Raw genomic sequence first — 19884 nt, 5'->3', positions numbered from 1 at the left:
TTGGCTTTACAAATATAGGGAACGGATGTCTTCATCCTCGATATGTTCAAGAGCATACTCGATAAATTGCTAAGACATACTATCAAACATATATTGAGTTCATAGACGGGAGATTTCTGGTGCAGTTAATCTTGTATGATGATTAGTCTCCATCTAACTTCTTCCTTATAGATGTTCATGTTTTTATGTTCCCAAGTTTTATGCAAAATGATGAGAAGCAGGGGGGAAGAAAAACCAGGCCAAAGTTCCTGAACTGGTTTTAGAATAGCTGCTATTCCAATTCAAAAGCTATTTTGCCAAAGTTTTTAGAATCACGCAAATAAGTAAATGCCTCCTGATGGTCCGATAATTGAAAAACGCTGTCAACAATAGGTTTTATATGGTGTTCTTCTAAAAATGATAACATTTCTTTAAATTCTTCATGACTGCCCATGGTAGAGCCAAGAAGATTATATTGCCCATAGAAAAATTTACGAATATCAATGTCTACTTTATCTTCAGTGGTTGCCCCAAAGGTTACAATCGTTCCACCTTTGCGAATAATACCAAGAGATTTATGAAACGTAGCACGTCCGATACTTTCAATTAATAAATCGACGCTTTCATTTTTGAGCTCTTCATTCCAGTCTGATTCAGTTGGTATAGCTACGTCTGCTCCCAGTTTAACTGCTTTTTGGCGCTTTTCTTCACTTCTTGAGGTCACAATCACCCTTGCCCCTGCTGCTTTTGCAAACATTAATACGTAGGTGAGTACACCGCTTCCGATTCCCGGAAGCATGACAGTGTCCCCTTTTTGGACCTGTCCTCGTGTGAATAGAGCACGATAGCCCGTTAGAGCTGCTAAGGGCAGAACACCTGCTTCAATCCATGATAAATGAGCAGGCTTTTTTTCTACATTTTCAGCTGGAACTGCAATGTATTCAGCAAATGTGCCATGGTCAGGCATACTTAAAATTTCAAATCCTTTAGGTGGAGCATCACTTTTCTTTTGCCATCCTAGCGAAGGATCAATAACCACTTCATCTCCAACCTTTACATGATGTACACCATCACCAATGGCTTCTACAACGCCAGCACCATCTGAGCCCATAATTAATGGTGGCTGATCCGACTTGTGCCGGTGTAATAGGGCTACATCACGACGGTTCATTCCGGCTGCTTTTAGTTTAATGATAACTTGTCCTTCTTTCTTTGTAGGCTCATCCATCTCCTGATAGAATAATCCTTTTAATCCTTCTCGTTCCTTATGAACGATCGCTTTCATGGTCAGATTCCTCCTTTAATTTCTCCCATAATTGATTAGCAAATGAACGCAAGGTTTCCTTATTAGATATATCTTCCTCATATAAAGGGATATGTAACAAAGCTTGTCTTTTAAATGTTTTGCCGATGTCCTGCAGATAGATTTGCTCCTGATGTCGCCTTTTGGATAAAAATTCCCCATCAGCATGATCTGGCAATACCTTATTGACTATCAGTGTACGTATGTGCAAATGATAGTGGTCAAGCTGTTTTACAGCCTTTTCAGTTTCCAGAATCGGCAGCCGCTCAGGAATGAGGACAAACGTAAACCCAGTCATTGAACCATCTAATAAAATATTCCGTACCTTCGTGAATTTTTCCTTCCTTGTTTGTAAAACATCATATATCGGGTCTTCAACGGGTTCCCCATCATGGAGGAGCTGGGTATAATTATCATTGATTTTCTTACGTCTGTCTACCATTCCATCAATCCACACCGTCATGAGTTCAGGTAAACTGAGTAGTCGTATTGTATGACCGGTAGGTGCTGTATCAAAGATTATTTTATCAAAGTTTTCTATTTCATCTAAAATAATCGATACGATGCGGTCAAATAAAGCTGCTTCATCAGCCCCTGGAGAAGCACTTGCCATATCAATTTGACGATGAACTTCCTCAACCATGCGTGATTTAACCAGACCTTTTAAATTATCTTTTACGGATTCAATATAGCGCTTGGACTCTGTTTCCGGATCAATTTCCAATCCCCACAGATTTTCGCCGAGTTTTGTTGGTTGATTGCCCATCTTTTTATAAAATATATCTCCAAGATTATGGGCTGGATCTGTTGAAATAATAAGTGTTTTCTCTCCATTTCTGGAAAAGGCCAGCGCAAGGGCAGATGAGGATGTTGATTTTCCGACACCGCCTTTTCCACCGACAAAGATAATTCGTTTTTGTAATAGTTCATTCATTTGATAACCTCCATAATTAGTGTGATAGGAGTTAACAGCAGCGGATACCTTCTAGAGGTGATTTATCCATACCCATGCGTAAATGCCAATCGTGGAATCGTTCAATAATATAAGGATACAGTTCAAGGGTATAATAAAAGGCTGGATTTGGAATCCCTAACATGTCTGAATAAAGGAGTAGTAAAAAAAGATCATCTTCATCGCGCAGTTCCCGTGCTACTTCCTGTTTATGAGGAAGGCTTAGAATTTCATCATACAGTTCAAAAATTTGCTTTAGTGATTTCATTGTTTTCTCCTTTCTTCTTGTTGTAAATTAAAAAGAGAGAAAAGCCGCACAAAATTTGCACGGCTTTTACGATTTGCTACTCGTTTGGAATTCCATCTTGATTGTTTTTGGAGAGAACGGATATAGCTGTTAGAATAATCCAAATGGCAAAGATAAGGATAATACCTCCAAAGATAAAAAGAAGCATATTCGTGTCTGTTTCACCAAAACCTGACCAGTCAAAAATCACTTGCTGTGCCATGGCCCATAAGGTCATAAACATAAGGAAAGCCATCGGCACTAAAGCTGGCCAATAATTTCGGCCTTGACGTTTTAACCAAATAGCAATAAGCAATAAACTAATACCAGCAAGAAGCTGATTGGATGTACCAAATAATGGCCATAATAAATACCCACCTGAACCAAATCCTCTTGAACCTTCAGGAAGAAGTGTTAATACAGTACTGGATACAACAGCTATGGAGGTAGCTACATGCATTTTCGTCATTGGACGAATTTTATATTCCTCACCTAATTCAGAAATGATATACCGCATAAGTCGAACGGATGAGTCTAGTGTTGTGGCGGCAAAGCTTACCACAATTACAGAAACAATAGTAGATGCAACTGATTCAGGAATACCTATTCCAGTAGCTAGTTGGGCAGCACCTGCTACAAAGTTCCCTAAACCCGATTCATTCGCTGCTTCAAATCCACTATAGACAGCAGAAAATTCACCTAATGATGGGAAGAAGGTAACGACCGCAATAATCGAGATTAAAGCAAGAGCTCCCTCACCAACAGCACCTAAATATCCTACTTGCCGTGCGTCAACTTCATTAGCAAGTTGTTTTGACGTTGTACCTGAAGATACTAACCCATGGAAACCGGAAATCGCCCCACAGGCAATTGTAATAAAGAGTAGTGGAAACCATGGTGTATCGGCGTTGGTGTTTGTAACAGGTGCTGTTACCTGTGGAAGCGTGAAAAATAACCCTAAATAAAGGATCGATAGGCCTACAACAAGCTGATGCGAATTAATATAGTCCCTTGGCTGTAAAAGCTTCCAAACTGGTAAAGTCGAAGCAATATACACATATATCATCAGAATAATAATCCAGACCATGAATGCCGCAGAAGTAGCGCTCATACCAAATAAACTGGTAGCCCCTTCGCCCCCAAAGTACCTAACAAGGTCAATTTGTAGAGCTGGTACATAACTGGCCAATACTGCAGCTGCATACATCGCAACAAGTGCAAACAAGGATGGAAGTAACATCCCGCCTTTTCTTTTATAAACCCGATACCCAATCAAAATGGCTAACGGAATTTGAATAAAGACAGATAGAACACTAGATGGATTTGAAATAAATAAGTTTGCTATAACCCAGGCGAAAACAGCGTTAACCATCAATACTAATAATAAAATAATAAACAAAAATAAAATCTTTGCCCGCTGACCAATTAACTTATTAGCTAAGGTTCCAACCGATTGCCCTTTATTCCTCACAGATAAGACAATCGTTCCAAAGTCATGGACACCGGCTGCAAATATAGTACCTAAAATCACCCATAAAAGTGCCGGAAGCCAGCCCCAATACACAGCAATTGCAGGTCCTAAAATTGGTGCTGCTCCTGCAACAGAGGTAAAGTGATGCCCCCATAGAACCCATTTGTTTGTGGGAACAAAGTCGATACCATCATTGTAACGATTGGCTGGGGTTACATAATTGGGGTCCAGTCGAAAAATCTTCTCAGCCAAATATTTAGAATAAATTCGATAACCTAAAAAAAACATGATTCCACCAACAATGGCTAAGACAATCCCATTCATAGTGATCACCCTCCTTTTCGAAATATAAAATTGTAAAATAAATCTAGTAAAACGCTTACAAAAACATTTTACTAGATTTATATGAGGAATAAAAGATAAACATGTGTAAAATTTGAAATAGTTAGAAATTTTTGTCACAAGTCATTATCGAGTTAGAGAAAATGACTTCACGCAACAATTGTGTAACAAATTCCATGACTGTCCTAGACAAGAAAAGTGTAGTGAATTAAACCATAGAGTAAGGGGGATTTCTGATAAGTTATGGATATGGTGGTGGATTCACGTTAATTGTAGTGTTGGTATGGATTATTAAAAGATAAGGCTCCCTTTTTATGTTTGAAGGGAGCCTTATGTATGGCATATGATAAAAATACGGGCTATTAACCCGTCACAATCAGGTGTATTGATTTTTTTCCCAATCTGAGTATAAACCACTACCGTCACAACCCGTGCAATCCATGGGTGGGATATAATATGCTTCGCTATACGGCACAACATTAAATCCCCTACCTCGACATTCAGGGCAATATCCTTTTGCTTCCATGGTTGCTCGTCTCTTTTCCCTAAGATTTTCTTTCCACCCATTAATGGATTGGAAGATACCCATTTGACCTTCACCACCTTAAGTTTGAAGACTTTTTTATAGTTTGTGGAAATCAAAAAAATTTATACATGGATTTAAGGAACAGACAAATGCTATATGATTAAGGTATAAAGAAAGGCTCTAATAAGTGAAAATTTTATCCAGACTATCTTTAATGCAGCCTTTGTTTGTAATGGGAAATGCTGCATGTTCGTTTTTTTAATGGTTCTTTAAAATTAGGGAATGATAAATGTGAACAGATGACTAAGAAACAAAGAGAGGGGTTCTGTATGCCTCATAATACGTTCTTTGTAGAAGAAGCAAAAGCACATGAAAACATTCAAGAATTAGAAGCAACGCTTATGAATGTTGCTGGAATTGAACGTGTGTTAGTTGATCCCGATGATGGCGAAATTAAAGTGGAGTATGATGATACAGAAATTCAACTACAGGAAATTGCGAAGAATATTTTATCCCAAGGTTTTCATATCGAGACCTGACTTTTTAGTTAGCGAAGTGTTTCCGCCAATATGTAGAAAAAGGAGGAAGCACTTCGCTTCTTTTCATACTCTTCAATTAATTGTTATTGTTGTTATTGTTACGGTTGTTGCGGTTTTGGAAATCGCGTGCATCATTTTCATCTGCAAATTCTGTGTTAGCATCTACATTTAGTTCCTGATTATTGTTGTTATTATTATTGTTGTTGTTATTGTTGTCGCGATTTCGATTCCTGTTTTTGGCCACCTTTATCACCTCCTAACCCATACTTTTCCCAAAATGTGTATAGTCATACGAAAAAACTAAAAAAAAGTGTAAATGATTTACAGTTGGAATGTGAAGAGCATATCCCAATAAGGAAGTCGGTTGGTCGTAAGTTTTAAAGGTATTTCCCATAAACTTAATACGCTGTTCTTAAAGATGTGATACTGGCCAGTATTCGTTACTTAGTGATAAAATATTGTATAAAGAAAATGGGAAGGTGCAAGTTTAAAATAAGAGGTGAATACGATGAAAACCAGTATACAATGGACTGATCACATGGCTTTTGCAAGTGTAACTCCTTCTGGTCATGAAATGAAAATGGATGCAGCTGAAGAGGTGGGAGGAGTAAATAGTGGTGCTCGTCCGACTGAATTGTTGTTAAATGCCGTAGCTGGATGTACAGGGATTGATATCATTTCTATATTGAAAAAAATGCGTTTAGAACCGGCTTCCTTTCATATGGAAGTAGAAGGGGAAAGGGCTGATGATCATCCTAAAAAATTTACAAATATCCATATTCACTACGTCTTAGAAGGTGATCTGCCAGAGGATAAAGTAGTCAGAGCGATTCAATTATCCAAAGATAAATATTGCTCTGTATCTCATTCACTATCTGCAAATATTACGGCTAGTTATTCCATTAATGGAGAAAAAGGAGAAAAGGATTTGTAGAACATGGGGTTGGGACAATAGTTGATTGTATTTGTTATGTCCCAACCTCTTCTATATATGTGTATATAACGTAGACACTACTCTTTTTTTACCCTTATTAGGAAAATAATAAACTTGTTTTTAATCATTAATGAATTTTTTCGGGTATTTAAACATGGACTTTCTTTTTCAAAGTTCTCCAGATTACAGCCACCTAAAAGAAAAACAATGTTCTATGCTATAAACACAAAGTATAACACGAATAACAAACATAGCACGTACATAATCGGATGAACTTCTTTAAAACGCTTTTGTGCCACTAAGGATAATGGATAAAGAATAAAACCAAACGCAATACCTGTAGCTACACTCGAAGTAAGAGGCATCATGATAATGGTCATAAAGGCTGGAATTACAACCTCCAATTTACCCCAATTGATGTTGCTGATTTGCTTTGCCATAAGTGATCCCACAATAATGAGCGCAGGAGCTGTCACCTCTGTCGTAATAACGGAAAGAACAGGTGAAAAGAATAAAGCAATGGCGAAGCAAGCTGCAATCACTACAGAAGTAAATCCTGTTCGGCCCCCGACGGCAATACCTGCTGATGATTCAACACTAGTAGCAGGTGTGGATGTTCCTAAAATAGCTCCCATAACACCAGCTGAAGAATCAGCGAGCAGTGCTCTTCCTGCGTTTGGGATTCTATTGTCTTTCATAATTCCTGCTTGACTGGTAAGGGCAATTAAAGCACCGGCTGTATCAAAAAAGGCAACAAACAAAAAGGTAAAAATAACGGCTACTAATTCTGCGCTGAAACTTTGATTTAAATATGAGAATACAACCCCAAATGTTGGTTCAAGACTAGGAATCTTCCCAACAAAGGATGAGGGGATGTTAATGGCGCCAGCAACCATCCCTATAATGGTGGTAATCACCATTCCATAGAATATTCCTCCATTTACCCCACGTACTAACATAAATACGGTTAAGATTAGACCAAGTACAGCTAGTGCTGTCATGGGAGAGGTTAAGTTACCAATGGTTACAAATGTATCGGAATCAGAAACAATAATTCCAGCATTTTTTAATCCAATAAATGCTATAAAAAATCCGATTCCCGAGGCTACAGCATGTTTTAAATCTTTTGGGATGACGTTAATAATTTTTTCCCGGATTTTCATTAAACTTAAGATCATAAAAATAATTCCCGCAATAAAAACCCCCGTTAAAGCAACTGGCCATTCGATACCCATTCCAATTGTAACCGAAAACGTAAAAAAGGAGTTTAAACCCATGCTTGGTGCAATGGTGATCGGATAATTAGCCAGTAAACCAATAAGTAAAGTTCCAATAATAGCTGTAAGTGCTGTGGCTGTAAAAACAGCACCCTTATCCATGCCTGACTGACTTAGGACAAGAGGATTAACTACTAAAATATAAGCTACTGATAGAAAAGTTGTTATACCTGCCATAGTTTCCTGTTTATAGAATGTGTCTCGCTCTGAAAAATGAAAAAAGTTATTCATGATGTCTGCATCTCCTATTCTGTGTGGTTTAAACGAAAAAAACTTTGACTATAAGCAGCCAAAGTTATCTACAAAGGAATAGAAGATAGTCTAACCTATCAAAAGTTTCCATTCCCTGTAGACAAGCTATTTAAGGTAGCTGGTAGAGACGTTCAGGCCATATTCCTGAACTTATACAAGGTTCGATATTCTTTTAAATAATAGAAAAATAGTATCAAGTTTATACTTGTACGTCAATGGGAATAGAAACTTTCACCTAATTCATTCAGTTCATAAAAATCAGAAGTATATAGTTGAATTCCTATTAACTAATGGTTTCGATATTCCCAGGGAGTTCAAATTGTCATATCATGGTTATAATGGGAGAAAAATATTGTAGAAAGAATCAAGAGTGTCATTTCTTTCTGAATAGGGCTTTACAATTAATCACACTATGTAAAATAGAGTCCTGCTTTATCATATAATTTTAGGGAGGTTTTTTAATGGCAGATGATAAACGTTCGAATGGGTTAATCCATGAAAAATCGCCATACTTACTCCAACACGCACATAACCCTGTTAAATGGTTTCCGTGGGGTGAAGAAGCCTTTAAAAGGGCGAGGAAAGAAGAAAAGCCTGTTTTTTTATCAATAGGTTATTCAACCTGTCATTGGTGTCATGTCATGGCGCATGAGAGCTTTGAAGATGAAGAAATGGCAGAGCTGCTTAATGAGCGATTTATATCAATAAAAGTGGATCGGGAGGAACGTCCGGATTTAGATTCCATTTATATGAAGGTCTGTCAGATGATGACGGGACACGGTGGCTGGCCGTTAAGTGTATTTTTAACTCCAGATAAGGTTCCTTTTTATGCAGGTACATATTTTCCTATAGAGAGTAAGTATGGAATGCCAGGCTTTAAAGAAGTGGTAACACAGCTGTATCGAAAGTTTAAAGAGGATCCGGAGCATATTGCAGAAGTGACAGAAAGTGTGATAAATGCATTTGAAAAAATCAAGCAGAAAAAAGCAGCGGAACGGCTGTCGATAGACATTACCCATAAAGCTTATAAACAGCTGGGCCGAATATTTGATGTAGAGGATGGAGGATTTGGATCTGCACCGAAATTCCCGTCGGCTCATAATTTAATGTTTTTAATGAGGTATTATCACTTTACAGATAAAACACCGGCCAGGCAAATGGTTGAAAAAACGTTAAAGTCGATGGCTGATGGAGGATTGTTTGACCATATTGGCTTTGGTTTCACCCGTTATTCAACGGATGAAAAATGGCTGGTTCCTCATTTTGAGAAAATGCTGTATGACCAGGCTGCACTTTTACTGGCCTACACAGAAGGATATCAGTTAACGAAGAACACGGACTATAAGCGAATAAGCGAGCAGGTTATTTCATTTGTTTTACGGGAAATGAAAAACGGGGATGGTGCTTTTCTTTCGGCTATTGATGCGGATTCAGAAGGTATAGAAGGGAAGTATTATACATGGAGCGAAGAAGAAATTTTTGACGTGTTAGGGGATGACCTAGGCGAACGTTTTTCAGAGGTCTACCATATTACCCCAGCCGGAAACTTTGAAGGAAAAAATATACCGAATCTCATTCGTACCAATTGGAAGAAAATCGCCGCGAAATATCAAATGACTGCACAGGAATTGCAGGAGGAAATGGATTGTGCCCGATTAAAACTATTTGAAGAACGGAAAAAAAGGGTATACCCTCATGTGGATGACAAAGTGTTAACGGCGTGGAATGCTTTTATGATTGCAGGATTGGCGCGGTCGGGAAAAGTTTTTAATGAAAAGCGTTACGTTGAACAAGCTCAAGAAGCGATGAATTTTATTGAGAAGCATTTGTTTGTAGATGGACGATTAATGGTCCGATACCGTGATGGTCAGGTACAAAATAAAGGATTTATAGATGATTACGCGTTTTTACTTTGGGCTTATGTAGAACTCTACAGCTCCACCTATGACTTAGCCTATCTGCAAAAGGGAAAAGAAATTGTTCAGGATCTCTTTTCATTATTTTGGGATGAAGAAGAGGGGGGATTTTACTTTTCCGGTAACGATAGTGAGACATTAATTGCACGGGAAAAAGAAGTAAATGATGGTGCCATTCCATCAGGAAATAGCGTAGCCATTTTAATGCTGCATAAAATGGCTAATTTGACAGGAGAAAGGGAATGGTTAGACCGAGTAGAGGAGATGTACTACAGTTTTAAGGAAGAAATCGAACATTATGCCTCTGGCAGTACATATTTTTTACAAAGTCTATTATTATCCGAGTATCCAACAAAGGAAGTTGTGATTATAGGAAATAAGAGAGATGAAAACCGTGAAAAACTCCTCTCGCAACTAAACCAGTCCTTTTTACCCGGTGTTTTTGTCCTGGTCGGGGAATCAGAAGAGGAAATAGGAAAAGTAGCTCCTTTCGCTAAAGAATATTATCAAATGGAGGGCAAGACAACTGTTTATGTATGTGAAAATTTTGCTTGCAAGCGACCAACTACTGATATAGATGAAGCAATAAAAACCATACGTTCTTAAACTCCTGGCGTGCAATATCAGTGCACGCCTTTTCTTTAGGACAAGAAATGATTGGAGCTCTGCGGATAAACACTGATTAAGATAATAATTAATGTAAAAAGGAATCAAAGGCTAAATAGCAATAGGTGTTTCTATCTAGGTATATGGCTTTAATTTCAATTGTAATATAACTGTTAATGGAAAAGTGGAAATTTTTTGATAAACTATGTAAATAGTAGTTTACTTATATAAATAAATGGGAAGAAAAACAAAAATTATTTAAATAGGGAGGATTTTGTAAAATATGAAAGCTTCTGGATTGGTAAGGAAGGTAGATGAGTTGGGGCGTATTGTCATTCCCATCGAACTTAGACGTACGATGGATATTAACATTAAGGATCCGATTGAAATTTTCGTGGATGACGATATGATTGTTTTGAAAAAGTTTCGCTCCCATGAATCGTGTGTTATATGTGATAATGTAAAGGATACTGTTGATTTTAAAGGAAAGAAAGTATGTTATGAGTGTGCAGAAGAGATTAAAAGCATGGGACAACCTCAGGAGGTTTAAATCTATATATTTTCATGAAAAAGGAACAGGAACCAATCGTTTCCTGTTTATTTTTTCAAGAAGATATAATGTACATTCATACTTTCTCTACCAAATGAAAAACTATTGATAGTTCATTTTCAAGAGGAGGGAAAGTATGACGGATTATATGGAATATAGCGATGACCATCGTTTTATCCCTGTGACATCCCTTACAAGCGGAGTAGGACAAGCAGTTACCCCAGATATTTATTGTTTTCCGATTCAGGTAGTAAATGTAGTGTTTGTCGGGAAACCGAAAGAAGATAACTGGATGCTCATAGATGCGGGTATGCCCCGTTCAGCAGATGATATTATCAGTGAAGTAGTAAGACGCTTTGGTGAGGATCGTTCACCAGAGGGAATTATACTGACACACGGCCATTTTGATCATGTAGGAGCTATTGTGGATTTAGTTGAGCATTGGGATGTTCCGGTTTATGCTCATCAGTCCGAACTCCCATTTTTAACTGGTGAGAAGAGTTATCCTGAACCTGATCCTACAGTAGAAGGGGGCATGGTGGCTAAGATGTCACCCTATTTTCCAAATGAACCGATAAATCTGGGGGATCACGTGCAAGCTTTACCGAGTGATGGCAGTGTTCCACATCTTGGTGAATGGAAGTGGATACATACTCCTGGACATTCCCCTGGTCATGTATCCTTTTTCCGGGAACAGGATGGTTCGTTAATTGTCGGGGATGCGTTTGTAACCGTTAAGCAGGAATCTCTTTTTAAAGTGATGGTTCAGGACCAGGAAATAAGTGGTCCACCACGTTATTTAACAACAGATTGGCAGGCGGCACGGGATTCTGTCAGAAAACTCGAAGCCTTAAAACCAAATGTAGCCGTCGCTGGTCATGGTATTCCTATGTCCGGAGAGGAGTTATCCACTCAATTGCAACAATTGGCTGAGCACTTTGATCAATTGGCAATTCCCGATTATGGGCGTTATGTTGACGGACAAAATCAGGAGCATTAAAGATTATTTTTTAGGATGATAGGATGAACTGTCTCGATGTGGGAAGAGGCAGTTTTTCTATTTATAACATTTTTTGATTAAAAAGGGTTCACAATCTTTGAAATTCACGTTATAAATAGGGGATAATAACCGTTTAGGAGTGTGATAACATGAAGACGATTCAAACGACTGATGCACCGCAGGCAATTGGTCCTTATTCACAAGCTGTAGAGGCAGGGGGATTCTTATATGTTTCCGGACAAATTCCGATAAATCCGGACAGTGGAGAGATTGCAAGTGGTATCGTTAATCAAACCAGGCAAGTTATGAAAAATATCGAGGCCATCTTAACGGAGGCAGGACTTACATTTTCGAACGTTGTAAAGTTTACGATTTACACAACATCCATGGATGATTTTCCAACCATTAATGACACCTATGCCAAGTTTTTGGACGAGCCTTATCCAGCACGTGCTACTGTTGAAGTAAGCCGCCTGCCAAAAAATGTTCTTGTGGAAATTGATGCAGTAGCATATAAATAATTCCGGGAATATACTCCAAATACCTTTAAGTACCAAGTTATGAAAATCATCTCATCATAAAGGAAACTGCTCTTCGGGTTTTGTCCTTATACGACAAGAGCGGTACTTTACTTATTAGGATATAAATTTTAAAAAATAACTAAAATATACCGAATTTTGGCTTAGGTTTTTCCTAAGCCTTTTATCTGTTTATGAATGAATTTACCAGGATTGTTCCATTTAAAATGTTTATACATAGACAAAATGCTTTACAATGGAAGCAAGAGTATATTCATAATAGACCATGGTATATCCAATTCCTCTTTAAAACAAGTGGATTCGCCAATCCATTTGTTAATCATTACTGTTATTTTATACATGAACCAGTTTATATAGTACTTGGGGGAATAGAGATGGAGTTACTTCTCTGGACAATCATCGCAGGTATCATCTTTTACTTTATTAAGGAAAAGTTTTTCAGTCATTCGCCATCGGAAACAGCTTCTGCTGCAGTTGTGATGGCCTATGGGATTTTTATAATGGGAGCATTACATGAACTTCCCTTTCCATCCCGTATATATCAATTATTAAGTATTTTTCTTATTTTATGTTGGATTACGATAGGTTCTTCCTATTTAAATGTAGCTGCTCATAAAGAAAAAAGGTCGGATCATTTTAAGAATTCTATGCAGATTTTTGCTGTAGGTACCTGGATTGCCGGAACTTCTGTAACAGGCGTCGTAGTGGCTAATCGTCTGCCAGAATTCAGCATTTTAGCTTATGTAATGGGATTTATCGCTTTGTTTTTATGGGTTTTTTATGTTGTCATTATTATGAAGAGGTTTGTCTATATTTGGAAACAGGAAAAGTTTCAGCATGTTCATGGGTCTGTCTTATTATCAACTGTAAGTACTGAATCTTTAGTTGTTTTATTCTCAACATTATTTGGAGACCAAATTCCAGGTTTTGTTTATCTATTTTTTATTAGCCTGGGAGTTGTTTTTTACATTATTGGTTTTATTTATATTGCAAGGAGATATATGAATAGCAAAGTACAGGATATCAAAAAGGATTGGCCAAATACAAATTGTATTATACATGGAGCCATGTCTATTACAGGACTTGCCAGTACATTATCTGATGTTGTTCCTGGCCCTTATATTCTGTTTATTTGGTTTTGGGTTCTGATTTGGTATGTAGCTGTAGAGATAATCGAGATTTACCGGGCATGGGTTCGTATTAGAGACTTAGGTTTTGAAGAAGGGATTGGCTCATATAATGTAACACAGTGGTCACGAAACTTTACATTTGGTATGTTATACGCCTTTACGTTGTCTTTTGATGCTACAGAATTACCATGGGTCACAGCGAGTATTTTACCTTCTATTCGTGTGTTTATTCTCATTGCAGGCGCTTGGATCATTTTATTTTTTATTATCTATGAAAGTATTCTTTTTGTTAAAGGAAAAAGCCTTCTGAATAAAAAGAACCTTGTTACTGAGTAATTTGTGATTTCTGAGGAGGGGAGACCTTGACCAATGTTATTCAGGTGGTGGGCTATAAAAACACAGGAAAAACTACGTTAATTGAAAAACTAGTGGATTATTTTTCTGAACAGGGCTTTCGTACAGGTACGATTAAACACGATGGACATAATTTTGAAATGGATCATGAAAAAACGGACACATGGCGTCATCGTAAGGCTGGTGCTACCATTACTGCCATTACATCCGGGCAAAAGTCGGCAATTTTAAAGAAAAGTCCTATGACCTTACATCAAATGATAGCGTTTATGAAATCGGAAGCAGACATCATCTTTGTAGAAGGCTTTAAAGAAGCTGACTATCCCAAAGTGGTGATGTTAAAAGAGGATCAGGACCAGGAATTACTAGCAGGGCTTTCAAATATAATGGCTTGTATGACGTGGTTTTCGACTGGTTGGTTAGACTATCCTGTTTTTTCAATAGAAGATAAACAGCAGTTGTGTTATTTTTTAAACCAAAATGTAAGGGAGAGAAATATGGATGAGTGATGAGGTTTTTGATAAGCCGTTTGTCATTACAGAAAAACCACTATCGACGGAAATGGCAATACAGCATGTTTCCAATCCAAAAGCAGGTGCAGTTAATCTTTTTGTCGGTACTGTAAGAGAATGGACGGGGGATAAGCAAACACAGTATTTAGAATATGAAGCCTATGATGAAATGGCTGAAAAAATGCTTCAGAAAATTGGAAATGAAATTAAGGAAAAATGGTCTGAGGCATGTGTTTCTATTCAACATCGAATAGGGCGAATGGACATTTCCGATATAGCAGTCATTGTCGCAGTGTCCACACCACACCGAAACGAATCTTTTGAAGCTTCCCGCCATGGCATCGAGCGTATTAAACAGATGGTTCCGATTTGGAAGAAGGAATTTTGGACAAATGGGGAGTCATGGGTTGGTAATCAACAGGAAACCATTGCCTATCCTAAAGGTGAACCAATAGATGGAGGGGAAGCAAATGGTTAAAATTTTATTCTTTGCAGGACTTGCTGAAAAAATAGGAGAACGTGAGATGGTGATTGAAGAAGCTGGAAATTGGCAGATTGATCAATTAACCGAGTGGCTTCAAGCACAATATCCAAGTGCGAAAAGTGAATTAGCGCAATCGATGGTTGCCATAAATGAAGAATATGCAGAGAGAACGGAAACACTGGCAGATCATGATATAGTCGCATTCATTCCTCCAGTGAGCGGGGGATAAAATTTAAAAACAGGAATAGAAAGATAGGTGTTTACATGTCAGAGTTTACCCATTTTAATAAGCAGGGAAGAGCCAACATGGTCGACATATCTGATAAGGATGAATCAGGGCGAAAAGCTGTTGTGTACTCACAAGTTAAAATGAAGGAAACCGTATGGAAAGCGGTTCAAGAAGGGAACATGAAAAAAGGGGACGTGCTGGCTGTAGCCCAAACGGCAGGGATTATGGCGGGAAAGAAAACCTCTGACCTTATTCCTATGTGTCACCCTTTAATGTTAACCAAAATGGATATTCATTTTGAGTTCCCTGAAGAAGGATTAATTGGAATCTATGTAACCGTTAAAACAAAAGGATCCACGGGTGTGGAAATGGAAGCATTAACAGCAGCAAGTGTTACCGGATTGACGATTTATGATATGTGTAAGGCAATGGATAAGAGCATGGAGCTTGGACCAACTTATCTTATTGAAAAAGATGGCGGGAAAAGTGGTCATTATCAAAGATACTCAACAATAGAACCATAAATAACAGTGAATCAGCCAAAAAGAAGCTTGGATAGCCAAGCTTCTTTTACTATGATATGTAATGACCATATTGACCTAAAGCGAGCTTCAATCAAAAAAAGAACTAATTTCCTTCTTAGTGACAAGCTTCCGTTTGTTAAAAATAGAATAATCTATAGATATATCATTTAAATGTAAGCGTTAACATATTATGATAGATAATAAGGTATAAACATTTTATTGGAAGTAAAAGGAGGGAAAAGATTGTTTCATAAAATTTTAGTGGCCAATCGTGGGGAGATTGCAGCACGGGTCATTCGAACATGTAAAAAGCTAGGGATTGAAACTGTAGCGATTTATTCTGAGGCAGATTCAGGAAGTCTCCATGTAAAGATGGCTGATGAATCCTATCAAGTAGGTGGAAATCAAGTACAGGAGAGCTATCTGAATATGGACCGTATTTTTGAAGTGATTCATGAGTCTGGAGCCGAGGCTGTCCATCCAGGATATGGATTAATGTCCGAGAATCCTGATTTTGCAAGGCGCTGCCAGGAAGATAGTATTGTGTTTATCGGTCCATCTCCTGAAGTAATAGCGAAAATGGGAAGCAAAATTGAGTCAAGAAAAACGATGCAGGAAGCAGGAGTGCCTGTGGTTCCCGGTATTCAGTATCCCCTTGAAGATGCAGAAGAGGCTGCACATGTAGCCAACAAAATGGGATATCCGGTTATGTTAAAAGCCTCATCGGGTGGTGGGGGAATTGGAATGCAAATCGCTCATAACGAGGAAGAGGTAAAAAAAGCATTTGAAGGCAATCAAAAACGTGCCCAAACCTTCTTTGGAGATGGAGCGATGTATGTGGAGAAATATATTTCCAACCCTCGCCACATTGAAATTCAGGTCCTGGCCGATCAAGCAGGAGAGACCGTTTATTTATGGGAACGGGAATGCTCTATTCAACGGCGTCATCAAAAGGTAGTAGAGGAGGCTCCTTCACCGTTTTTAGATGTAGAAACAAGAAAAAGAATGGGTGAGGCAGCCGTGAAAGGTGCGAAGTCGATTGGATATTATAACGCTGGGACGATTGAATTTTTAGTCGATGAAGAAAAGAATTTTTACTTCCTTGAAATGAATACACGACTTCAGGTGGAGCATCCTGTTACTGAAGAAATAACAGGTCTTGATTTAGTTGAGGAACAAATTCGGATTGCAAGTGGAAAACCTCTTACGTTAGAACAAACTAGGATTAAAAAGGAAGGACATGCGATGGAGGTTCGGATTTATGCCGAGGATCCTAAAACCTTCTTTCCTTCTCCAGGCCAAATCACAGAACTGAACTACCCTGAAGGAGAAAATATCCGTCATGAATTAGCCGTCCATTCTCAGTCAAAGGTTACGCCTTTTTATGATCCAATGATTGCAAAACTAGTTGTATCGGGAAAGACCCGTGATGAAGTCATACACTCCTTATTAAATGTACTGGAAAATTATAAAGTGGAAGGTATCAAAACAAATATTCCGATGTTAATAGATGTTGTTCAGCATCAAGCCTTTCAATCAGGGGATACAACAACAGACTTTGTATCGAAATATTTACAGGGACAGCATGCAAAATTCTAATAAAATGAACAAAACTGACCTGGATAGCTTGTTCAGGTCAGTTTTTAGCGTATATGTAAAAAAGCTGGAATAAGACCAGCCCCTTTTACAAAACGTAAAGAAAAAAGGAGTAATAGATGAAGATGCTTCCATCCATTATTCGTTTAGGTCTTCTTGTACTTTCGTGGCTGTCCTTCATTTTATATCCGAAAAAATCCTTGCAAAACTATTTCCCCGTATCCTTATTTACTTCCGGACTTGTCTTATTATTTTGCTCTGTTTCATTTCGATATAAGTTTTGGATGGTCAGCGGGAATATAGTGAAACGATTTTTTAATGATTTATCTTTTGTGTTTGGTCCTTTTTTTGCTGGAACCCTTTGGATTTTTCACTTTACTTTTGGGAATTTTCGGCGTTATGTCGTTGTCAATTCCATTTTGAATATTGTTCTTTCTTTTTTATTGAATCCACTTTTCCAAAGGTATAATCTTTATAAGTTTGTCAATTTTAAAGCTGTTTATCTATTTTTGACTTATATAGGGTATGCTCTTCTCCTTTATAGTTATCAATTGCTTATCTCTAAACAGAAGAAAGAGGCATGATGCTCTACAATTGTTTTTCTATTTCATGCCGGATATGGGATAATTCAGGAAGAATAATGTCTTTCATCGCAAGTTTAACTGCACCTGAAGATCCAGGCATGGAAAATATAGCTGTGTTTTGATAGATGCCTGCGGTGGCTCTACTTAATATGGCAGCGGAGCCAATATCTTTTTGATAGCTTAACATTCGAAAAATTTCACCAAAGCCTGGCATTTCTTTTTCGAGTAAATCACGAACGGCTTCATAAGTCGTATCCCGAACAGAAATTCCTGTTCCTCCATTAAGAAGAATACAATGCACATCCTCACGTTTGGATAAATCTTTAATGATATTCTGAATGGAATGATAATCATCATGTAAGATTTGATAATCAACACACTTATGGTTCGTTTCCGTAAGCAAATCTTTTATAAGTTTTCCGCTTTTATCTGTTTCTTCTGTTCTTGTATCCGATAGAGTAACAATCGCACATGGAACGATTGCCGGTGACGATTGTCGGTGATCATGAACGCCCACTTTTATTCCTCCTAATATTTACTATATATTCACAGTTTATTATAATCGGTAGTTCTTTTGAAGATAGGAGAATGATAAAATAGTAATAGCATTAAAATGGTACCAAGGGGATGAAAAATGCTTGGACTTTCCTGACTCTATTAATAGAAAGGGAGATTTGATGAGTGAAAATCAGCCATTAACAAGATTTCGTCGTAAAGCAGTTAAAGTGGAGGATGCTCTTCAATCCATTATTTCGTACATATCTAAGGCTAAAACAGAAAAGGTTTCACTTGAAAAATCTTTAAAAAGAACGCTTTCTGAGGACATACAGACCTCGCATCCCGTTCCGCATTTTCGTCGTTCTGGTTATGATGGATATGCAGTACAATCTAAAGATGTAGAACAGGCCTCTAAACAATCCCCGGTTTACTTAAAACTTGTCGATGATATTCCTTGTGGCGAGGTACCAGGTCGGCGGCTTGAAAGTGGACAAACGGCCCGAATCATGACTGGAGCCATGGTACCAGAAGAAGCAGATAGTGTAATCATGCTAGAAGCAACGGAGCAGGAAGAAAGGAACGGAAGCACTTATGTAAAATTCACCAAACCGATTCAATCGGGAAAAAATATTACACCGATTGGGGAGGAAACAGCTGAAGGAGAAGTCCTTTTAACTAAAGGAACAGAGGTTAACCCAGGTGCGATGGCTGTCTTATCTTCTTTAGGATTTTCACAGGTACCCGTTTATAAGAAACCCCAAATAGCTGTTTTATCTACTGGTACGGAATTACTGGAAGTAGATGAACCATTAGAAATGGGCAAAATTCGTAATAGCAATACATATATGATAGCAGGACAAATTCAGCATAATGGTGGAGAGCCTGTTATAATTGAAAAATTTCCTGATGATGTGGATGCTGCCAGGAAAAAATTGCAATCCCTTTTGGCAAATCAGGAATTGGATATGATCATAACAACAGGTGGAGTCTCTGTTGGAGATTATGATATTATGACAGACATATTTCTCAATTGGGAAGGAAAGACGTTGTTTAATAAAGTTCAAATGCGTCCAGGCAGTGTAACTACAGCAGGTGTATTCCGAGATAAAATCCTATTTGGTTTATCGGGAAATCCAGGGGCCAGCTATGTTGGTTTTGAACTATTTGTAAAGCCTTCCATCGAACGAATGCTTGGTGGACTGGGAGTTCAGGACAAACAAACAGCCTATTTGAAAGTGAATTATACAAAAGTAAATGCTTTCCCCCGTTTTTTACGAGGATATTATGAAGTAAAGGATGGAGAACTGTGGGCACAACCCGTTGGACTCGATCAATCCAGTGCACTTTTATCCATGAAAGATACCAATGCGCTCATTGTCATTCCACCTACCAAAACGGGGATGAAGGCGGGTGAAAAAGTCAATGTTATACCGGTATAAGGATGTAGGGATTCCTCTTTACATCCTTTATTTCGTGAGAGGGTAAGCATTTGTGCAAATGA

At 38.1% G+C, this 19884-nt stretch carries 21 protein-coding genes, 1 pseudogene and 1 riboswitch; of the genes and pseudogenes, 14 read left to right on the top strand and 8 right to left on the bottom strand.

Annotation, left to right across the window (positions count from 1 at the left end; translation table 11 throughout):
- Positions 1 to 271: 271 nt before the first annotated feature.
- The 5 genes and pseudogenes from BMX63_RS15330 to BMX63_RS15310 all read right to left on the bottom strand — a co-directional run bounded on the left by BMX63_RS15330 (position 272) and on the right by BMX63_RS15310 (position 4933).
- Complete coding sequence (locus BMX63_RS15330) at positions 272 to 1264, bottom strand: zinc-binding dehydrogenase (protein WP_093137172.1); 993 nt, start codon at positions 1262 to 1264, stop codon at positions 272 to 274.
- Positions 1245 to 2216 (bottom strand): ArsA family ATPase, encoded by a 972-nt coding sequence (locus BMX63_RS15325; RefSeq protein ID WP_093137171.1) that lies wholly within the window; start codon positions 2214 to 2216, stop codon positions 1245 to 1247. Before BMX63_RS15325 ends, BMX63_RS15330 begins: the two co-directional genes overlap by 20 nt.
- Positions 2217 to 2247: 31 nt before the next feature.
- Positions 2248 to 2508 (bottom strand): annotated as a pseudogene (locus tag BMX63_RS15320) (cory-CC-star protein); the annotation flags it as partial.
- A 70-nt stretch (positions 2509 to 2578) separates the two neighbouring features.
- Entirely contained in the window at positions 2579 to 4315 is a 1737-nt protein-coding gene (locus tag BMX63_RS15315; RefSeq protein WP_093137168.1) for a carbon starvation CstA family protein, read from the bottom strand.
- Between the two features lie 348 nt (positions 4316 to 4663).
- Positions 4664 to 4933, bottom strand: coding sequence for a hypothetical protein (locus BMX63_RS15310; RefSeq protein ID WP_177167352.1), 270 nt, complete (start codon positions 4931 to 4933; stop codon positions 4664 to 4666).
- A gap of 255 nt (positions 4934 to 5188) precedes the next feature.
- On the opposite strand from BMX63_RS15310, the gene BMX63_RS15305 reads away from it, so the two are divergent.
- Positions 5189 to 5398 carry a heavy-metal-associated domain-containing protein gene (locus tag BMX63_RS15305; RefSeq protein ID WP_093137165.1) on the top strand — a complete coding sequence of 70 codons (210 nt, stop codon included), beginning with the start codon at positions 5189 to 5191 and terminating at the stop codon, positions 5396 to 5398.
- A 76-nt stretch (positions 5399 to 5474) separates the two neighbouring features.
- Here BMX63_RS15305 and BMX63_RS18195 read toward each other — a convergent pair whose 3' ends face one another.
- Positions 5475 to 5642 carry a hypothetical protein gene (locus BMX63_RS18195; protein WP_177167351.1) on the bottom strand — a complete coding sequence of 56 codons (168 nt, stop codon included), beginning with the start codon at positions 5640 to 5642 and terminating at the stop codon, positions 5475 to 5477.
- A gap of 264 nt (positions 5643 to 5906) precedes the next feature.
- On the opposite strand from BMX63_RS18195, the gene BMX63_RS15300 reads away from it, so the two are divergent.
- Positions 5907 to 6332, top strand: a complete 426-nt coding sequence (locus tag BMX63_RS15300) for an OsmC family protein (protein ID WP_093137163.1) — start codon at positions 5907 to 5909, stop codon at positions 6330 to 6332.
- 212 nt (positions 6333 to 6544) lie between these two features.
- Here the strand turns inward: BMX63_RS15300 and BMX63_RS15295 are convergent, their stop codons facing one another.
- Positions 6545 to 7840 (bottom strand): NCS2 family permease, encoded by a 1296-nt coding sequence (locus BMX63_RS15295; RefSeq protein WP_093137162.1) that lies wholly within the window; start codon positions 7838 to 7840, stop codon positions 6545 to 6547.
- A gap of 98 nt (positions 7841 to 7938) precedes the next feature.
- A riboswitch (purine riboswitch) is annotated at positions 7939 to 8039 on the bottom strand.
- 283 nt (positions 8040 to 8322) lie between these two features.
- On the opposite strand from BMX63_RS15295, the gene BMX63_RS15290 reads away from it, so the two are divergent.
- The 11 genes from BMX63_RS15290 to BMX63_RS15240 all read left to right on the top strand — a co-directional run bounded on the left by BMX63_RS15290 (position 8323) and on the right by BMX63_RS15240 (position 17885).
- Positions 8323 to 10383 (top strand): thioredoxin domain-containing protein, encoded by a 2061-nt coding sequence (locus BMX63_RS15290; RefSeq protein ID WP_093137160.1) that lies wholly within the window; start codon positions 8323 to 8325, stop codon positions 10381 to 10383.
- A gap of 283 nt (positions 10384 to 10666) precedes the next feature.
- Positions 10667 to 10933 (top strand): AbrB/MazE/SpoVT family DNA-binding domain-containing protein, encoded by a 267-nt coding sequence (locus BMX63_RS15285; RefSeq protein ID WP_093137159.1) that lies wholly within the window; start codon positions 10667 to 10669, stop codon positions 10931 to 10933.
- Positions 10934 to 11069: 136 nt separating this feature from the next.
- Entirely contained in the window at positions 11070 to 11933 is an 864-nt protein-coding gene (locus BMX63_RS15280) for an MBL fold metallo-hydrolase (protein ID WP_093137157.1), read from the top strand.
- Positions 11934 to 12082: 149 nt separating this feature from the next.
- Positions 12083 to 12454 carry a RidA family protein gene (locus BMX63_RS15275; protein ID WP_093137155.1) on the top strand — a complete coding sequence of 124 codons (372 nt, stop codon included), beginning with the start codon at positions 12083 to 12085 and terminating at the stop codon, positions 12452 to 12454.
- Positions 12455 to 12846: 392 nt separating this feature from the next.
- Positions 12847 to 13938, top strand: a complete 1092-nt coding sequence (locus BMX63_RS15270) for a TDT family transporter (protein ID WP_093137154.1) — start codon at positions 12847 to 12849, stop codon at positions 13936 to 13938.
- Between the two features lie 26 nt (positions 13939 to 13964).
- Positions 13965 to 14465, top strand: coding sequence for a molybdopterin-guanine dinucleotide biosynthesis protein B (gene mobB / locus BMX63_RS15265; RefSeq protein WP_093137152.1), 501 nt, complete (start codon positions 13965 to 13967; stop codon positions 14463 to 14465).
- A complete protein-coding gene (locus tag BMX63_RS15260) occupies positions 14458 to 14946 on the top strand; it encodes a molybdenum cofactor biosynthesis protein MoaE (protein ID WP_093137150.1) in 489 nt (162 codons plus the stop codon). The genes mobB and BMX63_RS15260 overlap by 8 nt, the downstream gene beginning before the upstream one ends.
- On the top strand, positions 14939 to 15181 hold the full coding sequence (gene moaD, locus BMX63_RS15255; RefSeq protein WP_177167349.1) for a molybdopterin converting factor subunit 1: 243 nt from the start codon (positions 14939 to 14941) through the stop codon (positions 15179 to 15181). The genes BMX63_RS15260 and moaD overlap by 8 nt, the downstream gene beginning before the upstream one ends.
- Positions 15182 to 15216: 35 nt before the next feature.
- Positions 15217 to 15705 (top strand): cyclic pyranopterin monophosphate synthase MoaC, encoded by a 489-nt coding sequence (gene moaC / locus BMX63_RS15250; RefSeq protein WP_093137147.1) that lies wholly within the window; start codon positions 15217 to 15219, stop codon positions 15703 to 15705.
- Between the two features lie 243 nt (positions 15706 to 15948).
- The gene (locus BMX63_RS15245; protein WP_093137145.1) at positions 15949 to 17304 is read left to right on the top strand and encodes an acetyl-CoA carboxylase biotin carboxylase subunit; all 1356 of its coding nucleotides are present in this window, start codon (positions 15949 to 15951) and stop codon (positions 17302 to 17304) included.
- Positions 17305 to 17420: 116 nt separating this feature from the next.
- Entirely contained in the window at positions 17421 to 17885 is a 465-nt protein-coding gene (locus BMX63_RS15240; RefSeq protein ID WP_093137144.1) for a hypothetical protein, read from the top strand.
- Between the two features lie 4 nt (positions 17886 to 17889).
- Here BMX63_RS15240 and BMX63_RS15235 read toward each other — a convergent pair whose 3' ends face one another.
- Positions 17890 to 18402: a MogA/MoaB family molybdenum cofactor biosynthesis protein gene (locus BMX63_RS15235; protein WP_093137142.1), complete on the bottom strand. Its 513-nt coding sequence runs from the start codon at positions 18400 to 18402 to the stop codon at positions 17890 to 17892.
- A gap of 160 nt (positions 18403 to 18562) precedes the next feature.
- On the opposite strand from BMX63_RS15235, the gene BMX63_RS15230 reads away from it, so the two are divergent.
- Entirely contained in the window at positions 18563 to 19822 is a 1260-nt protein-coding gene (locus BMX63_RS15230) for a molybdopterin molybdotransferase MoeA (RefSeq protein ID WP_093137227.1), read from the top strand.
- The last annotated feature ends 62 nt before the right edge of the window (positions 19823 to 19884 follow it).

The organism is Salinibacillus kushneri (genome assembly GCF_900111405.1).
GTDB lineage: Bacteria > Bacillota > Bacilli > Bacillales > Alkalibacillaceae > Salinibacillus > Salinibacillus kushneri.
Note: the sequence above shows the minus strand (reverse complement) of the source record. Positions and strands in the feature narration are given on the sequence as shown.